Here is an 18,006-nt window from a genome sequence, read left to right as displayed (position 1 = left end):
TGTCACGCCGGCCGCCCGGCACCGGGCGGTGCCGGGCGGCGTCCGGCCTCAGCGGACGGTGCCCACCAGGTGCGGGCGGCCGGTCCGGGCGTCGTGCAGGGCGAAGTCCCAGCCCGGGACGGCGCTGAACGCCACCGTCGAGGGCAATGGCACCGGCAGCTTGAACGCCACCTCCACCGTGTACGCCTCCGGCAGCCGGCTCTCCAGCGCGGCCAGGCAGCGGGCCTTGCTCCACATGCCGTGCGCGATCGGCCGGGGGAAACCGAACAGCCGCGCCCCCAGCCGGGAGGTGTGGATCGGGTTGTGGTCCCCGGAGACCCGGGCATAGTCCGTACCCACCCGGGGGGTGACCCGCCAGTGCGCGGTGGCGGCCGGCGGCGCGGGCCGCTCACCCGGGTCGCGCCCGACGCCCCCGCCGGCCCCGCGCTCCCGGCCCAGGTACGTCGACACCCCGCGCCACACCTCCGCACCGTCGACCGAGCCGACGAGGACGACGTCGACCTGCCGACCCCGGGCGTGCGGCCGCAGATTCTCGGCGTACGCGACGAAGTCCCACGGCACGTCGGCCGGAACCGGCCGGTGGACGGTGATCCGGTTGCCCACGTGCACCACCCCGGCCAGCGGGAACGGGAACTCCGGCAGGGTCATCAACCGCAGTGCCAGCGGGAACCCCAGCACGTGCGGGTAGGTCGCCGGCAGCGTGTCGGCCAACCGGAAACCGCACACCCGGTCGTACCCGGCCAGGTGGGCCCGGTCCACGGTAACCCCGGCGACGGCCAGCTCGACCGGGGGCGCGGCGTCCGGGCGGCGGGAGCGGCCGATCCCGGGCAGCGCGTCGCGCAGCGCCCGCCGGCGGAGCGCGCCCGGTCGGGGGAGCCCCGGCAGCACCACCCGGGGCCGCGCCGCCGGCCCGCCGTCGTGGCCGCCCGACCGGCCCGTCAGATCCTCGGTGCGGTCCGTGCCGGCCGGGGGTGTCAGGTCCCGGGTGGCGTACGCCGACAGGTCGTGGGTCTCGTCGACGCTGCGGTCCGGGCCGGCGGCGCGGGCGGCGGCCAGCGCGGCAGGTGAGATGACCTCGGTCGGCCCCTCGATCAGGTCGCCGACCGACAGCTCGCCGTCGCCGGACTCCTCGGGTCGGTTCCTGCGCCGTGCCATCACGCCCCCAGCAGACTCTGGCCGCAGACCCGGACCACGTTACCGCTGACCGCCGCCGAGGCCGGCCACGCCAACCAGCCGATCGTCTCGGCGACATCCACCGGCAGGCCGCCCTGGGCCAGGCTGTTCATCCGGCGACCCGCCTCCCGGATGACCAGCGGGATGCGGGCGGTCAGCCGGGTCTCGATGAACCCGGGTGCGACCGCGTTGACGCTGATCCCCCGCCCGGCCAGCGCCGGGGCGAGCGCGTCGACCAGGCCGATCACCCCGGCCTTACTGGTCGCGTAGTTGGTCTGCCCCCGGTTGCCGGCGATCCCGGCGATCGACGAGACGGCGACCAGCCGGCCCCCCTCGGGGATCAACCCCCGCTCCAGCAGCACGTCGTTGATCCGCTCCTGGCTGGAGAGGTTGACGTCGAGCACCGCGTCCCACCGGTCGGCGTCCATCCGACCCAGCGTCCGGTCCCGGGTGATGCCGGCGTTGTGCACCACCACGTCGACCCGGCCGTGCCGGTCGGCCAGGTGGTCGGCGAGCCGGGTGGGGGCATCCGCGCCGGTCAGGTCGAGCTGTACGGCGGTGCCGCCGATCTCGTTGGCGACCGCCGCGAGGGCGTCGCCGGCCGCCGGGACGTCCAGCGCGACGACCTGCGCGCCGTCGCGGGCGAGCACCCGGGCCACCGCCGCGCCGATGCCCCGGGCCGCGCCGGTGACCAGCACCACCTGCCCGGCCAGCGGCCGGTCCCAGTCCGCCGGGACGGCGGCCGGCCCGGTGCCGACCCGGACCACCTGCCCCGAGACGTACGCGGAACGGCCGGAGAGCAGGAACCGCAGGGTCGCCTCCAGGCTGGTCGCGGTGCCGGCGTCCCCGTCCGGGGTGACGTACACCAGTTGGGCGGTGACACCCCGGCCGAACTCCTTGCCGATGCTGCGGGTCAGCCCCTCCAGGGCCCGCTGGGCGGTGGCCTCCCGGGCCGGGCCGCACTCGGCCGGCGGGGTGCCCAGCACGATCACCCGGCCGCTGGGCAGCACCGATCGGGCCTGCGGGTGGAAGAAGTCGTAGAGCTGGCGCAGACCGGTGGAGTCGGTGATGCCGGTGGCGTCGTAGACCAAGGCGCCGTTCCCCGGCAGCCGGCCCGTGGCCGGGTCCGGGGTACTGCTCGCCGGGGTGTCGCGCAACTCGACCCCGGCGTCCAGGAGCATCCGGCCCACCTGCACCGCCAGCCTCGATCCGCTGGCCGCGCCGAGCAGGACCGGGCCGGGCAGCAGCGGATCGCCGACGGCGTACCGGCGCAGTCGCGGTGGGTCGGGCAGCCCGAGGCGCTTGACCAGCGCGCGGCCGGCCCCCGATTGGACGAAGCTCGCGTACCTGTCGGTCATAGGCGTAGCCTACTGGCCAGTAGGTTGTGGGCAAGTCCTGAAACGGAGGCGGGATCGTGCAGAGCATCCGGCGGGTCGCGGTCATCGGCGGCAACCGCATCCCCTTCGCCCGGTCCAACTCCCGGTACGCCAGCGCGTCCAACGCCGACCTGCTCGGCGCCGCGCTGGACGGGCTGGTCGCCCGGTTCGGGCTGGCCGGGCAGCGGGTCGGCGAGGTGGTGGCCGGGGCGGTGCTCAAGCACTCGAAGGACTTCAACCTGACCCGGGAGGTGGTGCTCGGCTCGAAGCTGGACCCGCACACCCCCGCGTACGACATCCAGCAGGCGTGCGGCACCGGCCTGGAGGCGGCGATCCTGGTCGCCAACAAGATCGCTCTCGGGCAGCTCGACGTGGGCATCGCCGGTGGGGTCGACACCACCTCCGACGCGCCGCTGGCGATCAACGAGGACATGCGCCGCACCCTGCTGAAGCTCAACAGCGCCCGGACCCTCGGCGAGCGGCTGAGGATCGCCGCGAAGCTCCGCCCGCACCAGCCGTTCCGGCCCGAGTTGCCGCGTAACGCCGAGCCCCGCACCGGGCTGTCGATGGGCGAGCACGCCGCCCGGACGGCGCTGCGCTGGCAGATCGACAGGCAGTCCCAGGACGAGCTGGCGCTGCGTTCGCACCAGCGCCTCGCCGCCGCGTACGAGCGGGGGTTCTTCGACGACCTGATGACGCCGTACCTGGGGCTGACCCGGGACCAGAACCTCCGCCCCGACACCAGCCTGGACAAGCTCGGCGCGCTCCGGCCGGTCTTCGGCACCCGGGGCCCGGACGCCGATCAGGCCACCATGACCGCCGGCAACTCGTCCCCGCTGACCGACGGCGCGTCCACCGTGCTGCTCGCCTCCGAGCAGTGGGCGCGCGAGCACCAGCTCCCCGTGCTGGCCTGGTTCTCCTGGTCGGAGACGGCGGCGGTGGACTTCGTGCACGGCGACGAGGGGCTGCTGATGGCCCCGGCGTACGCGGTGCCCCGGATGCTGGACCGGGCCGGGCTGACCCTCCAGGACTTCGACTTCTACGAGATCCACGAGGCGTTCGCGTCGCAGGTGCTGGCCACCCTGGCGGCCTGGGAGTCGCCGGAGTTCGGCAAGGACCGGTTGGGGCGGGACGCCCCGCTGGGCGCGATCGACCGGGACCGGCTCAACGTCACCGGCTCGTCGCTGGCCGCCGGGCACCCGTTCGCCGCCACCGGTGGCCGGATCGTGGCCACGCTGGCCAAGCTGCTCGCCCAGAAGGGCAGCGGTCGGGGACTGATCTCGATCTGCGCGGCCGGCGGGCAGGGCGTGACCGCCATCCTGGAGCGCTGACCCCGGGCTCCACCACCCGGCGGCCGGGCCTCGGCATCGCCGCCGGGCGGCGGGATCGCCCCCCCATCGGGGGACGAACCACCCAAAGGCTCACTTTCACGTGCTGACCTCCACAGGATGAGGGCGATACTCGTCCCGTTCCAGGAGGTTTATGGTGAAACGCAGCCGTTGGCTTCTCGCCGTGCTCTCCAGCGCGGCCCTGGCCCTCCTGCCCGGGGCCGCCCCGTCGGCCGGTACGCCGGGCAGCACGGCCCGGACCGCCACGCTTGTCGACGACGCCTCCCGAGGGTCGGACGGCGACCGTTCCGGCTCCCCGGGGGCGGACGGCAACCGCTCCGGCCACGGCGGGCAGCCCACCGCCCGCGCCGCGCACAGCCGCACCCCGCAGCCGCCGCCCGACACACCGAGCCTGTGCCGGCCCGGCCTGCCGCCGGACGCCCCGCAGACCACCCGGTTCTACGACGACAACCGGCTGCTCGGGCCGGCCGTGCTGCCGACGGAGAGCCCGGTCGGCCCGCTGCTCGCCGGCTACCGGCGGTTCGGTGCGCAGACCGAAGCGCAGTGGGTCGGCAACTACACCGTGAACGGGGCCGGCACGACGCTGGTCTTCCCGCCCGAGAACGGCTTCTTCCTCGGCCCCGACGGCAAACCGGTGAAGCAACGGCAGACCATGCTGCCCGGCTACCGGCTCGACCGGTTCGGCTTCACCGGTGGCAGCTTCCTGGCCCCGCTCGGCACCCCGTTCAACTCCCGCTCCCTCGCCCCGCAGAGCCTGAACACCCCGCCCACGCCGCCGGCCACCACGCCCGCCGCGCCGCTGGCGAACTACCACACCTACTGCGTGCTGATGCCCTTCGACGTGGACTCCGGCCCGATCGCCCCCTGGTTCGCCCAGCCCGGCATGGGCACCCAGTTCCAGCTCAACCCGGCGTACGTGCCGGAGGCCGGCAACCTGCTCACCGTGCAGTGGCTCCTCGACCACCACGTCATCGTCGAGGAGTATCTCGGGGGGAGCACCCCGCCGTGCGCGGCCGACGCCGTGCCGCGTCAGGGTGGGCGGGGCGGCGGACCGCGTACCGCCCCGGTGTGCTGATCCGCCGCCCCGACCCGGTCGGCTCCTGCCGTGCCCGGCCCGGCCGTTCGGGCGACCGCCGGGCCGCCCGGCCTGTTGACGCACCCTGGAGGTCACCGTGGACCGGCACGAGCTGCGTAACGCCCTCTTCGCGACCGGGATCTCCCCGGACGCCTTCGAACTGGAAGGGGTGCACGAGCACGTCCCCCTGCCACCCGACTTCTGGTTCCTCCGCCGCTGCGCCGACGGGCGGTGGGAGATCGGGGCGTACGAACGCGGGGTGTACGACGTCCGCCTGACCTACGACACCGAGCAGGAGGCGTGCGCGGGGTTGTGGCGGGCACTGACCGGTCGGTCCGAGGACGCGGGCTGAGGCTCAGCCCGACCAGGGTGATCCACTCATCGGAGGCGAAACTGCGGGTCGCGCGGGCCGGGACACCGCAGTTTCGCCTCTCGGGAGTCGATCACCCCACCCCCGGCGGCCCGACCAGGGCGGCGGTCGTCGGGTAGGAGAGAATGAGGTACGTGACGACGATCCCGAACGTGCTCGCCCACCGGTACGCCTCACCCGAACTGGTCGCCCTCTGGTCCCCGGAGGAGAAGGTCCGGATGGAGCGGCGGCTCTGGCTCGCCGTGCTCCGCGCCCAGCGGGACCTCGGCGTGGCGGTGCCCGACGGCGTGGTCGAGGCGTACGAGCGGGTGGTCGACCAGGTCGACCTGGCCTCGATCGCCGAGCGGGAGCGGGTCACCCGGCACGACGTGAAGGCCCGGATCGAGGAGTTCAGCGCGCTCGCCGGGCACGAGCACGTGCACAAGGGGATGACCTCCCGCGACCTCACCGAGAACGTCGAGCAGCTCCAGGTCCGCGCCTCGCTGGAGCTGATCCGCGACCGGGTGGTCGCCGCGCTGGCCCGGCTGGCCTGGCTCGCCCACGAGCACTCCGGCCTGGTGCTGACCGGCCGCTCGCACAACGTCGCCGCGCAGGCCACCACGCTGGGCAAGCGCTTCGCCTCGGCGGCGGAGGAACTGCTCATCGCGTACGAGCGGCTGGAAGACCTGATCAACTGGTACCCGCTGCGCGGGATCAAGGGTCCGGTGGGCACGGCCGCCGATCAGCTCGACCTCTTCGACGGCGACGCCGCGAAGGTCGCCGAGCTGGAGCGTCGGGTGGCCGAGCATCTGGGCTTCTCCCGGGTGCTGGACAGCGTGGGCCAGGTCTATCCGCGGTCGATCGACATGGCGGTGCTCGCCGCGCTGGTGCAGGTGGCCGCCGCGCCGTCGTCGCTGGCCACCACGATCCGGCTGATGGTCGGTCAGGAGCTGGCGACCGAGGGCTTCAAGCCGGGCCAGGTCGGCTCCAGCGCGATGCCGCACAAGATGAACACCCGCTCGTCGGAGCGGGTGAACGGCTTCGCGGTGATCATCCGGGGTTACCTGTCGATGGTCGGCGAGCTGGCCGGCGACCAGTGGAACGAGGGGGACGTCTCCTGCTCGGTGGTCCGCCGGGTGGCCCTGCCGGACGCCTTCTTCGCCGCCGACGGGCTGTTCCAGACCTTCCTCACCGTGCTCGACGAGTTCGGGGCGTACCCGGCGGTGATCAGCCGGGAGCTGGAGCGCTTCCTGCCCTTCCTGGCCACCACCAGGATCCTGGTCGCGGCGGTACGCCGGGGCGTCGGCCGGGAGGTCGCGCACGAGGTGATCAAGGAGCACGCGGTCGCCGTGGCCCTCGCGATGCGCGAGAAGGGCGCCCCCGACAACGACCTGTTCGACCGGCTGGCCGCCGACTCCCGCCTCGGTCTCACCCGCAGCGAGATCGACACCCTGGTCGCCGACCCCGCCACCTTCACCGGTGCCGCCCAGGCCCAGGTGGACGCGATCACCCGCCGCATCACCACGGTCGTCACCGCTCACCCCGAAGCCGCCACCTACTCCCCACCCCCCATCCTCTAACCCCCCGTGCGCCCCGCGCGTTCCCCCGCCCGCCACGCCCACCCTTGCCCCGGTGATCAAGAGGTTTGCGTCACCAATGAAGATCGAATTGGCGTAAACCTCTTGATCACCGAGGTCACAAGGGGCGGTGGGCGGCAGGGACGTGGGTCAGGAGTCCCGGGTGGGGGTTTCGGCGGCGGAGGAGAGGTTGGGGGCGCTCGCCGGTTCGGCGATACCGCCGGGGGCCTCGGCGAACCCGGGGTCGTGTGCGGTCTCGGCAGCGACCAGGGGTTGGTCGTGCGGCATGACGTCGGGGACCTTGGGCACCACGATCACCGCCGTGCCGTAGGCGCAGATCTCCATCCACATCTCGCCGCAGTCCCGACTGTCGAAGCGCATCCCCACCACGGCGTTGGCGCCGATGCGCAGGGCCTCCTCGCCGAGCCGGGCCACCGAGTCGGTGCGCCAGCGGGTGAGGTTGTCCGGGGCCATCGGGTCGTACGCACCGCCGCGCAGGTTCTTGACCCCCTCGCGGTACGGGTTCCGGGTCCGCGCCATCGACGACACCACTTCGCCGAGGATCTGGCGGATCTCGTAGCCGGGCAGTTGATCCGTCGTCACGACCAGCACGGTTCCGATGCTGTCAGTAGCGCTACGGCGTCGAAGCGTGCCGTACGCACCTGGTCGGATGCTGCAAAACCAGGCGGCGCGGACGGCCGGCACGCGACCGGCCATCCGCACCGCCTGCGGTGGTAACCGTCAGACACCGGCCGTCGAGGTGATCCAGGCCCGGTTGTACGCGACGCTGCCGTAGTTCTGGATGCTCGACCCGTCGGCGGTGGAGGCGACCCCGACCTGCCGGCCGTTGTAGAACTGCGGGCCGCCCGAGTCGCCGCGCCACGCGTTGCCGTTGATCCGGGTGCTGCGGATCGCCTGGCCGCCGTACGCGTCGGTGGCGTTGGTGCTGGTCACCTGCACCGAGGCGGTCTTGAGCTGGCTGGACGCCCCGCAGCCGCTGTAGCAGGTCATGCCCCAGCCGTAGATGGTGTTGGTGGAGCCGACCGGCGGGTTGCTGCTGGCCAGGCTGACCGCGGTGGTGCTGACCGTGCTGGACAGCCGCAGCAGGGCGAGGTCGTTGCGGGTGTAGGAGGCGCTCACGGTGCGGGTGGTGCCGCCCGAGGCGTAGTAGACGCTGCCGACCCGGACGGACATGGTGCCGCTGACGCAGTGCCGGGCGGTGAGCACCCACTGGGCGGAGATGACGCTGCCGGAGCAGGTGAACGACCCGTTGCTGAAGACCGCAGCGGCCCAGGGGGCGGAGGAGACGGTGCTGCCGCCGATGATCGGTTGTGGGCCGGCCGGGGCGGCGGTGGCCCCGGAGGCGGCGACGAGGACACCGGCGAGGGCGGTGGTGAGCACCGCGAGCGTGGAGCGGAGACGCATCGGGGGGACTCCTTCGGGTCGGGCCCGGGGTGGCCGGGCGGGGGCCGGCGTCGGGGTGGGGGTGGCCCCTCGGGGACGCCGGCCAGACATCGATGTGTCTCGATGAGGCTAGGGGGTGGTGAGCGGCTTCACAAGGGTGCCATCGAGATCAACCAATGTGACAGGAATGACCGGGATCTGCTCGTCCCTGTTTGTCGGATACCGGTCGCAAATCTGGCGTTGAGCCGTGTATTGCCTGCTCAGATAGGGTGTGTCGGAGCGACGCGACGACAATCGGCAACAAATCCGTATCAGAGCGGCAACGAACGGATCTCGACCACACGTCCCGGCGACCGGTAACGTCGGTCACTGCCTGAACTGCGCCCGGCCGGTGCGTCCGGACCGGAATCTGCCAGGTACGCTGGCTGCGCTCGCCCGTAGTGGGCCGGCACCCAACTGCGTACACAGTCAGGAGTGCCCAGTGCCTCGCGTCGTCGTCGACGTCATGCTCAAGCCCGAGATCCTCGATCCTCAGGGCCAGGCCGTCGCAAACGCGCTGCCGCGGCTCGGCGTCGGTGACGTCGCCTCCGTCCGCATCGGCAGGCGGATCGAGATCGAGTTCACCGGCGAACCGGACCTGGACCGGGCCCGGGAGATCGCCGACAAGCTGCTCGCCAACCCCGTCATCGAGGACTTCACGGTCCGGGTCGAGGCCGACGAGACCGCGGACGCGAACTCGTGACCGCCCGCGTCGGAGTGGTGACCTTCCCCGGCTCGCTGGACGACGGGGACGCCGCCCGCGCCGTGCGGATCGCCGGCGCGGAGCCGGTCCGGCTCTGGCACGGTGACCCGGAGCTGCACGGGGTGGACGCCGTCGTCCTCCCCGGTGGCTTCTCCTACGGCGACTACCTGCGCTGCGGGGCCATCGCCCGGTTCGCCCCGGTGATGGAGACCCTGGTCGACGCCGCCCGGGGCGGCCTGCCGGTGCTCGGCATCTGCAACGGCTTCCAGATCCTCTGCGAGGCCCACCTGCTGCCCGGCGCGCTCACCCGCAACCAGCACCTGCACTTCCGCAACCGCGACCAGGTCCTGCGCATCGAGTCGGTCGGCACCGCCTGGACGAACACCTTCCAGCCCGGCCAGGAGATCCTCATCCCGGTCAAGAACGGCGAGGGCTGCTACGTGGCCGACACCGCCACCCTCGACGCGCTGGAGGCCGAGGGGCGGGTCGTCGCCCGCTACGTCGGCGGCAACCCGAACGGCTCGCAGCGGGACATCGCCGCGATCACCAACGCCGCCGGCAACGTGGTCGGCATCATGCCCCACCCCGAGCACGCGGTCGAGGCGCTCACCGGCCCCTCCCTGGACGGCCTCGGCTTCTTCACCTCGGTGCTCAAGCACCTGGTGGGGACGCCGGCGTGACGGTGCTCGGCGGCAACATCGGTCGGCTCCACCGCCCCACCGGCGGGTACGAGCGCAGCGAGGAGAGGTCATGACCACCCACCAGGACCCGGCGGTTCGGGCAGTCGCGGGCGTCGCCCCGGCGGAACCGCACGCGGCCGTCGCGCCGCCGGCCGACGCCGGTCGGCCCAGTGGTCCGACGCCGGCCACCGACTGGGCCGACGGCGTGGACACCGTGCAGCGGGCCGCCGGCACCGGCGACGAACTCCAGCCGTACGCCGAGCTGGGCCTGCGCGACGACGAGTACGACCGGATCCGGCACATCCTCGGCCGCCGCCCCACCCAGGCCGAGCTGGCCATGTACTCGATCATGTGGAGCGAGCACTGCTCGTACAAGTCGAGCAAGGTGCACCTGCGCCAGTTCGGCGAGAAGGCCCCGCCCAGCGACCGGCTGCTCGCCGGCATCGGGGAGAACGCGGGCGTCGTCCGGGTCTCCGACACGCTGGCCGTCACCTTCAAGGTCGAGTCGCACAACCACCCGAGCTTCGTCGAGCCCTACCAGGGCGCGGCGACCGGTGTCGGTGGCATCGTCCGGGACATCCTCGCGATGGGCGCCCGCCCGGTCGCGGTGATGGACCCGCTGCGGTTCGGTGCGGCCGACCACCCGGACACCGCCCGGGTGCTGCCCGGCGTGGTGGCCGGCGTCGGCGGCTACGGCAACTGCCTCGGTCTGCCCAACATCGGCGGTGAGCTGGTCTTCGACCCCTGCTACCAGGGTAACCCGCTGCTCAACGCGCTCTGCCTCGGCGTGCTGCCGGTCGACCGGTTGCAGAAGAAGGACGCCGCCGGCCCCGGCAACGTCGTGGTGCTGCTCGGCGCGAAGACCGGCCGGGACGGCATCGGCGGCGTGTCGGTGCTGGCCAGCGCCACCTTCGACGAGGGCAGCGAGCAGCGCCGTCCGTCGGTGCAGGTCGGTGACCCGTTCATCGAGAAGCTGTTGATCGAGGCGTGCCTGGAGCTGTACGACGCCGAGCTGGTCGTCGGCATCCAGGATCTCGGCGGCGCGGGCCTGACCTGCGCGCTCACCGAGACCGCCGCGTCCGCCGGCACCGGGATGCGGGTCTGGTTGGAGCGGGTCCCGCTGCGCGAGCCGTCGATGGAGCCGCACGAGATCCTGGCCAGCGAGTCCCAGGAGCGGATGCTGCTGGTCGTCACCCCGGACAAGCTGGAGGCGGTGCTCAAGACCGCCGAGAAGTGGGGCGTGCTCGCGACCGCGATCGGCGAGGTCACCCCGCCCGCGCCCGACGGCCGGCCGGGCCGGCTGCTGGTCACCTGGAACGACCACGTGGTCGTCGACGTGCCGCCGGGCTCGCTTGTCGACGACGGCCCGGTCTACGCCCGCCCGATGCGGGAGCCGGCCGACCTGATCCTGCTCCAGGCCGACCGGGCCGAGACGCTGCCCCGGCCGAGCAACCCGGAGGCGCTGCGGGAGACCCTGCTGCGCATGATCGCCTCGCCGAACCTGGCCGACAAGACCTGGGTCACCGAGCAGTACGACAGGTATGTGCTGGGTAACACCGTGCTGGCCCAGCCGGAGGACTCCGGTGTGATCCGGATCGACGAGCAGAGCGGCCTGGGTGTCGCCCTCTCCGTCGACGGCAACGGCCGGTACGCGCGCCTCGACCCCTACCAGGGGACGAAGCTGGCGCTCGCCGAGGCGTACCGGAACGTGGCGGTGACCGGCGCGAAGCCGATCGCCGTGACCAACTGCCTCAACTTCGGTTCGCCTGAGGACCCGGGAGTGATGTGGCAGTTCGCCGAGGCCGTCCGCGGCCTGGCGGACGGCTGCCTGGAGCTGGGCATCCCGGTGACCGGCGGCAACGTCAGCTTCTACAACCAGACCGGTGCCGCCGCCATCCACCCGACCCCGGTGGTCGGTGTGCTGGGTGTGCTGGACAACGTGGCCGACCGGGTGCCGATGGGCTTCGTCCCCCGGGCCAACGGCGACCACGACCAGGTCTACCTGCTCGGCGACACGCACGTGGAGCTGTCCGGCTCGGAGTGGGCCTGGGTGACGCACGAGCACCTCGGTGGTATGCCGCCGCAGGTCGACCTGGGCCGGGAGCGCCAGCTCGCCGAGCTGATGGCCGAGGCGGCCCGGGTGGGTCACCTCAGCTCCGCGCACGACCTGTCCGACGGCGGCCTGGCCCAGAGCCTGGTCGAGTCGAGCCTGCGTCGGGGTGTCGGGGTCCGGATCGGTGTGCCGGAGCGGTTCGCCGACGGTTCGCTGCCGTTCGTCTTCCTGTTCAGCGAGTCGGCCGGCCGGGCGCTGGTGACCGTGCCCCGGGGGCACGAGAAGGCGTTCACCGCGCTCTGCGACGAGCGGGGCGTGCCGTGGGAGCAGATCGGCGTGACCGACCCGGCGAGCGGTGCCCTGGACGTGCACGGCCAGTTCCGGATCGGCCTGGACGAGCTGCGGGCCGCGCACACCGCGACCCTGCCCCGGCTCTTCGGCGGCCCGGAGGCGGCCCAGGTGCAGGTCGAGGCGGTCCGGACGGGTACCACCACGATCGCGCCGGCCACCGCCACGCAGCCGGTGGACGTGCCGCAACGGCAGCAGCCGGCGGACGCGGACGACCCGGCAGCCGAGGCGGTGGCCGCTCCGACGACCGACGCCCCGGTGTCGGACGGGTCGACGTCGACCGGCCCGGTGTCGGACGACCCGGCGGCCCGCGCCGCCTCGTCGGACGACGCCGCAGGCTCCGCGCCGGCACCGGACGCCCCGGCGGGCTCCGCGCCGACGTCGGACGCTCCCGCGGGCCCGGCGACCGGGTCCACCCCGCAGGTCGACGCGGCGACCTCCGACGCCGGTGACGGTGACGGGCAGCGCCCGACGCCCGAGCAGCGCTGAGGCGGTGGCCTCGGCCGTCCACGTCCAGCCCGGGTCGGGTGCCCGCTTCGACTGGGGGCTGACCGGGGCGGCGGAACTCGGCCGGGTCTGTGCCGTACTGGTGGTGGTGGACGTCCTGTCGTTCACCACCGCCGTCGAGGTCGCGGTCGCCCGGGGGGTGCGGGTCCACCCGTTCCCCTGGGGTGAGCAGGCGGCCGACTACGCGCGACGGGTCGGTGCGGTGGCGGCGGTGGGCCGTCGGCAGACCACCACCGCCCACCCGTGGTCGCTGTCCCCGGCGGCCCTGGCCGGCGCACCCGTCGTCGGCGATCTGGTGCTGCCGTCGCCGAACGGCTCCGCGATCAGCGCCGCCGCCAGCGCCACCGGCCGGCCGGTGGTCGCGGCCTGCCTGCGCAACGCCAGCGCCGTCGGGCGGTGGCTGCACCACCAGGGGTACGGCACGACGGACGCCCCGGTCGGGGTGATCGCCGCCGGTGAACGCTGGCCGGACGGCACCCTGCGTCCCTCGGTGGAGGACCTGCTGGGCGCGGCCAGTGTGCTGGATGCCGTCTCCGGGGTGCCCGGTGGGCTGTCCGTGGAGGCGGCGATGGCGCTGGCCGCCCTGGCCAGCACCCCGGACGTGCCGGCGGCGGTACGCGGCTGCGTCTCCGGCCGGGAGTTGATCGAGAGCGGCTTCGCCGGGGACGTCGAGGCGGCCGTGCAGCGGGACGTCTCGACCGTGGTGCCGGTGCTCCGCCAGGGTGTCTTCTCGGCCGGCTGACCCGGCCCGCGAACGACGGTGGCCGCCCCGATGCGCATCGGGGCGGCCACCGTCGTTCGCTGTCGTCGGTCCGGATCAGTCGTCCAGCCAGTCGAGGCGGCGTCCGCCACGCTCCGGGGGCGGGCCGTCGGGCCGGGCCCGACCGGACGGGGGCTGCTGGTCGCGACCGGGCTGGCCCTGCTCGCCGTAGTAGCCACCCTGCTGCTGGTCGTAGCCCTGCTGGTCGTAGCCGCCGCCGCGCTGCTGCGGGGGTTCCTGGCCGTAGCCGCCCTGCTGCTGCTCGGCACCGTAGCCACCGGCCTGACCGTAGCCGCCCTGCGGGGCACCGTAGCCGGGCTGCTGGTCGTACCCGCCGCCGCGCTGGTCGTAGCCGCCCTGGTGGGCACCCGTGGGCTGGTCGTAGCCGCCCTGGTGGGCGCCACCCCGCTGGTCGTACCCGCCGCCGCGCTGGTCGTAGCCGCCCTGGTGGGCACCCGTCGGCTGGTCGTAGCCGCCGTGCTGGCCACCCTGGTGGGCACCGGGCTGCTGGTCGTAGCCGCCACGCTGGCCGCCGCCGTAACCCTGGTCCGGGCCGGCGTCGTACCCGGCCTGCTGGCCGTATCCGCCACCGGCGTAACCACCGGTCGGCTCGGCACCCCGACCGTAGCCACCCCGCTCGGACTGGCCGTAGCCGCCCGCGCCCGGCTGGCCGTACGCGTCCGGCTCCGGCTGGTAGGTGCTCGTCGGGTACGGGTCGGCAGCCGGCGCGTACGAGGTGCTGTCGCCGGTGTACCGGCCGGTGGGCTCGTCGTAGCGCTGCTCGCCGCCGAAGCCGCCGGCCTGCTCCTGCGCCGGGTAGCCGGCACCGGCGGTCGCGCCGTAGTCCCGGCCGCCGTAACCGCCACCGGAGGCGGGCGCGTTTCCGTAACCGCCACCCGACGCGGGGGCGTTGCCGTAGCCACCACCGGAGGCGGGCGCGTTGTCGTAGCCGCCGCCCGATGCGGGGGCGTTGCCGTAGCCACTCCCGGAGGACGGTGCGTTGCCGTAGCCGCCGCCGGCCGGGTTCGCCGCGCCGTACGCGCCTGCGGCGGCACCCGCCGCTCCGGCCGCGCCGTAGCCGCCGCCGGAGGCGGGTGCGGCGCCGTAGCCGCCCGGCTGGCCGCCGTAGCCGCCCGGGCCACCGGGCTCGTCGCCGTAGCCGCCGGCACCGGCCCAGCTGTCCTGCGGTGCGCCGTAGGGCTGCGGTGGCGCGGCGTACGGGTCCGGCGGGACGTCGTCGACGACCGGTCGCTGCAACATCGTCGGCGCGTCGCTCAGCGCGGAACTGCCGACCATCGTCGGGTCGGGGCCGGCACCGACCCGGTTGACCACCCGGGTCTGGTCGTCGGTGCCGCGTGGGCTCCGGGGGCCGGGGACGTCACCGGCCGCAGCGGCGCCGGCCGGTCCGTTCCCGTCGTCGTCGGCGTTCCTACGGCGGATCCAGAGCAGCACGATGGTGCCGACGCCGGCCGCCACCAGCAGACCGCCGAGCAGGATGATCAGGAAGGAGCCGAACCCGCTGTCGTCGTCCTGCGACGCGGCCTGCTGCTGCCCGCCGGTCGGTTCGGTGCTCTCCTCGGTGGTCTCCGCGGTCGTCTCGTCCGAGGGGGTCGGCTCGGCGGAGGTCGACGGGGTGGCGCTCGGGCTCACCTCGACCTTCAACGCCAGGCTGATCCGCTGGTTGCTCAGGCTCTGCCCGGCCCCCGCGCTGATCGGCTTGGTGGCGACGACGCCGTCCTTGCTGGCCCCGAGCACCATCGAGCCGGGCGCGATCGGGTTGGAGCTCGACCCGGTGATCCGGAAGTTGCCGCTGCCGTCGCTGGTGGTGTTGAACTGCTTGCCGGTCGAGTCCTCCAGCCCCACCACCGCGTTGGGCACCGCGTCGCCGGTGGCCGCCACGACCACCTTGCCGGAGATCGACTTGACGGTCGGCTTGTCCTGCGGCGGGGTGGTCTGCGGCGCGGCCTTGGCCACCAGGGTCACGGTCGTGCTGGCCGAGTTCTCGGCGCCGTTGGCGTCGACGGCCTTCACGGTGATCGTGGCGGACCCGCTCGACGCGTCGTCGGCGAGGGCGAAGCTGGCGCTGGAGCCGCCGCTCTGGTCGACCCTGTTGCGACTGCAGCCGTCGACGCAGCGGAGCTTGCCGTTGCTGGAGGTGACGGAGACGTCGACCGGGGAGCCGTCACCCACGGTGAGCGAGTAGTTGACCCGGGTAGTCTTCCCGGCCTCGACGGAACTCGGGGACGCCGACACGTTGTTGACGCTCGGAGCGGCGAAAGCGGGTGTGGCGGGGACGGTGAGCAGGGCGCCGGCCACCAGCGCTACGACCACACCGGCCCGCTGCGTCCAGGCACGTCGGTGTGTTGACACGTCCACCGCCTTCCGGTCTGACCTCCCCGGCGGGGGCCGGGGATCATCACGGTACGAATACGCCGTCGGCAACTATGCCTTGTCTGACCGGATCGGCGCGACCCAGGGGCCAGCGTGGCACTCCGCGGCCAGGGGTCGTATCGTCCCGTCGTGTCCTCTCCGCACATTAAGTCCGCCGCGGTGCTGGCGGCGCTGACGGCGCTCGATGAGGGGCGTATCCCCGAACGACAGGTGTACCGCGAGGCGGTCCGTGCCCTTCTGACCGCCCTCGCGGAGCGTGCCCCCGGCCGATCGGTGGAGGTGCGTGTCCCACCTTACGGTGCAGTTCAATGCGTGCCCGGGCCCCGACACACCCGGGGTACCCCGCCGAACGTGGTGGAGATGGCGCCGGACACCTGGCTGGCGCTTGCCACCGGACGGTTGTCGTGGGCGCAGGCGGTCACGGACGGTCGCGTACAGGTGAGCGGAAACCGGGCGGATCTCGCTGACCATCTGCCGCTCTAGCTGCACCGTTCCGCTCGACGGGGTGACGGGGTGGAGGCAGATCGTGACTTTCTGTATTGACTCGTGTTCGCGTACACTGTCAGGCGACGACAGTGGTCCAGGGCCGAAAGGTGCGGAGCAGCCCCCCGGCTCCGCCAGGCCAGTCCAGACCAGCATGAGGGAGCGGCAGTGCCCCGAGGCGATGGCCGGCTGAGCCACGACCTTGACCCCCAGCGACCCGGCCCCCAGGACGCGTGTGGCGTCTTCGGCGTCTGGGCCCCGGGTGAAGAGGTCGCCAATCTCACCTATTTCGGACTCTACGCACTCCAGCACCGGGGCCAGGAGGCCGCCGGCATCGCCGTGAGCGACGGCTCGGGAGTGGTGGTCTACAAGGACCTCGGCCTGGTGGCCCAGGTGTTCGACGAGCCGACCCTGAAGAGCCTGCGCGGCCACCTGGCCATCGGGCACGCGCGTTACTCCACCACCGGCGGCTCGACCTGGGAAAATGCCCAGCCGACCATCCGGTCGACCACCTCCGGCACCACGATCGCCCTGGCGCACAACGGCAACCTGGTCAACACCGCCGAGTTGCAGAAGGAGGTCGCCGAGCGCGGCCTGCTCGACGACGGGGCCACCAACGACACCTCACTGGTGACCATGCTGCTGGCCAGCCGCCCCGATCTGTCGGTGGAGGCCGCCGCGCTGGAGGTGCTGCCGCAGCTACGTGGCGCGTTCAGCTTCGTCTTCATGGACGAGTCGACCCTCTACGCCGCCCGCGACCCGCACGGCGTCCGCCCGCTGGTGCTCGGCCGGCTGGAACGCGGCTGGGTGGTGGCCAGCGAGACCGCCGCGCTGGACATCGTCGGCGCGAGCGTGGTCCGGGAGGTCGAGCCGGGCGAGCTGATCGCGATCGACGAGGAGGGCCTGCGCTCCAGCCGGTTCGCCGCGCCGGAGCCCAAGGGCTGCCTCTTCGAGTACGTCTACATCGCCCGCCCGGACGCCACCATCGCCGGCCGCAACGTGCACGCCGCCCGGGTGCAGATCGGCCGGCAACTCGCCAAGGAGCACCCGGTCGAGGCCGACCTGGTGATCCCGGTGCCCGAGTCGGGCACGCCGGCCGCCATCGGTTACGCCGAGGCGTCCGGCATCACCTACGGCGCCGGCCTGATGAAGAACCCGTACGTGGGGCGGACCTTCATCCAGCCGTCGCAGACCCTTCGCCAGCTCGGCGTGCGACTCAAGCTCAACCCGCTGCGGGAGAACGTGCGGGGCAAGCGGCTGGTCGTGGTCGACGACTCGATCGTGCGCGGCAACACCCAGCGGGCGATCGTCCGGATGCTCCGCGAGGCGGGCGCGCTGGAGGTCCACGTCCGGATCTCCTCCCCGCCGGTGAACTGGCCGTGCTTCTACGGCATCGACTTCGCCACCCGGGCCGAACTGCTGGCCAACGGGCTGGACAACGAGGGCATCCGGCGCTCGATCGGCGCCGACACCCTCGGTTACGTCTCGCTCCCCGGTCTCATCGCCGCGACCGAACAGCCCAGGAGCAGGCTCTGCCGGGCCTGTTTCGACGGGGAGTACCCGATCGACCTGCCGGCCGGGAACCTGATCGGCAAGCACGTGCTCGAAGGGGTGGGCCGGCGGGTCGCCGACGCCCCGGACACCTCCTCCGAGCACCACACACCGCTCGTCGCCACTCCGGGCGGCGCGACCGCCCACCGCCCGTAGCACACCGGGGTCGCCCGGCCACCGTCGGCGCG

General features: G+C 73.4%; 15 protein-coding genes. 10 read left to right on the top strand and 5 right to left on the bottom strand.

Annotation, left to right across the window (positions count from 1 at the left end):
- Positions 1-48: 48 nt before the first annotated feature.
- Together JQX11_RS30895 and JQX11_RS30890 are read right to left on the bottom strand one after the other, a co-directional pair.
- Positions 49-1,155, bottom strand: a complete 1,107-nt coding sequence (locus JQX11_RS30895) for a MaoC/PaaZ C-terminal domain-containing protein (RefSeq protein WP_204928451.1) — start codon at positions 1,153-1,155, stop codon at positions 49-51.
- A complete protein-coding gene (locus JQX11_RS30890; RefSeq protein WP_204928450.1) occupies positions 1,155-2,531 on the bottom strand; it encodes a 3-oxoacyl-ACP reductase in 1,377 nt (458 codons plus the stop codon). Before JQX11_RS30890 ends, JQX11_RS30895 begins: the two co-directional genes overlap by 1 nt.
- A 56-nt stretch (positions 2,532-2,587) precedes the next feature.
- On the opposite strand from JQX11_RS30890, the gene JQX11_RS30885 reads away from it, so the two are divergent.
- The 4 genes from JQX11_RS30885 to purB all read left to right on the top strand — a co-directional run bounded on the left by JQX11_RS30885 (position 2,588) and on the right by purB (position 6,902).
- Positions 2,588-3,880, top strand: coding sequence for an acetyl-CoA C-acetyltransferase (locus tag JQX11_RS30885; RefSeq protein WP_204928449.1), 1,293 nt, complete (start codon positions 2,588-2,590; stop codon positions 3,878-3,880).
- 154 nt (positions 3,881-4,034) lie between these two features.
- The gene (locus JQX11_RS33540; protein ID WP_204928448.1) at positions 4,035-4,973 is read left to right on the top strand and encodes a TNT domain-containing protein; all 939 of its coding nucleotides are present in this window, start codon (positions 4,035-4,037) and stop codon (positions 4,971-4,973) included.
- A 97-nt stretch (positions 4,974-5,070) separates the two neighbouring features.
- Positions 5,071-5,325, top strand: coding sequence for a hypothetical protein (locus JQX11_RS30875; protein ID WP_204928447.1), 255 nt, complete (start codon positions 5,071-5,073; stop codon positions 5,323-5,325).
- Positions 5,326-5,477: 152 nt separating this feature from the next.
- Entirely contained in the window at positions 5,478-6,902 is a 1,425-nt protein-coding gene (gene purB / locus JQX11_RS30870; protein ID WP_204928446.1) for an adenylosuccinate lyase, read from the top strand.
- A gap of 147 nt (positions 6,903-7,049) precedes the next feature.
- Here purB and JQX11_RS30865 read toward each other — a convergent pair whose 3' ends face one another.
- Together JQX11_RS30865 and JQX11_RS30860 are read right to left on the bottom strand one after the other, a co-directional pair.
- Positions 7,050-7,616 carry a YbjQ family protein gene (locus JQX11_RS30865; RefSeq protein WP_204928445.1) on the bottom strand — a complete coding sequence of 189 codons (567 nt, stop codon included), beginning with the start codon at positions 7,614-7,616 and terminating at the stop codon, positions 7,050-7,052.
- A gap of 24 nt (positions 7,617-7,640) precedes the next feature.
- Complete coding sequence (locus JQX11_RS30860) at positions 7,641-8,324, bottom strand: S1 family peptidase (RefSeq protein ID WP_088641950.1); 684 nt, start codon at positions 8,322-8,324, stop codon at positions 7,641-7,643.
- 460 nt (positions 8,325-8,784) lie between these two features.
- Between JQX11_RS30860 and purS the strand changes: the two genes are divergently transcribed.
- From purS to JQX11_RS30840, 4 genes are all read left to right on the top strand, one after another.
- On the top strand, positions 8,785-9,045 hold the full coding sequence (gene purS, locus JQX11_RS30855; protein WP_088641951.1) for a phosphoribosylformylglycinamidine synthase subunit PurS: 261 nt from the start codon (positions 8,785-8,787) through the stop codon (positions 9,043-9,045).
- Positions 9,042-9,725 (top strand): phosphoribosylformylglycinamidine synthase subunit PurQ, encoded by a 684-nt coding sequence (gene purQ / locus JQX11_RS30850; RefSeq protein WP_204928444.1) that lies wholly within the window; start codon positions 9,042-9,044, stop codon positions 9,723-9,725. Before purS ends, purQ begins: the two co-directional genes overlap by 4 nt.
- A 70-nt stretch (positions 9,726-9,795) precedes the next feature.
- Positions 9,796-12,615, top strand: a complete 2,820-nt coding sequence (gene purL, locus JQX11_RS30845; protein ID WP_204928443.1) for a phosphoribosylformylglycinamidine synthase subunit PurL — start codon at positions 9,796-9,798, stop codon at positions 12,613-12,615.
- A 4-nt stretch (positions 12,616-12,619) separates the two neighbouring features.
- Entirely contained in the window at positions 12,620-13,375 is a 756-nt protein-coding gene (locus tag JQX11_RS30840) for a 2-phosphosulfolactate phosphatase (protein WP_204928442.1), read from the top strand.
- Between the two features lie 75 nt (positions 13,376-13,450).
- Here the strand turns inward: JQX11_RS30840 and JQX11_RS30835 are convergent, their stop codons facing one another.
- Entirely contained in the window at positions 13,451-15,763 is a 2,313-nt protein-coding gene (locus JQX11_RS30835) for a carboxypeptidase regulatory-like domain-containing protein (RefSeq protein WP_307826453.1), read from the bottom strand.
- A gap of 150 nt (positions 15,764-15,913) precedes the next feature.
- On the opposite strand from JQX11_RS30835, the gene JQX11_RS30830 reads away from it, so the two are divergent.
- Together JQX11_RS30830 and purF are read left to right on the top strand one after the other, a co-directional pair.
- Complete coding sequence (locus tag JQX11_RS30830; protein ID WP_204928440.1) at positions 15,914-16,267, top strand: sterol carrier family protein; 354 nt, start codon at positions 15,914-15,916, stop codon at positions 16,265-16,267.
- Between the two features lie 168 nt (positions 16,268-16,435).
- A complete protein-coding gene (gene purF, locus JQX11_RS30825) occupies positions 16,436-17,974 on the top strand; it encodes an amidophosphoribosyltransferase (RefSeq protein WP_204928439.1) in 1,539 nt (512 codons plus the stop codon).
- Positions 17,975-18,006 lie beyond the last annotated feature (32 nt).

Source organism: Micromonospora humida (assembly GCF_016901255.1).
Classification (GTDB): Bacteria; Actinomycetota; Actinomycetes; order Mycobacteriales; family Micromonosporaceae; genus Micromonospora; species Micromonospora wenchangensis.
The sequence above is the reverse complement of the archived record's forward strand: the minus strand, read 5'-3'. Positions and strand labels throughout refer to the sequence as shown.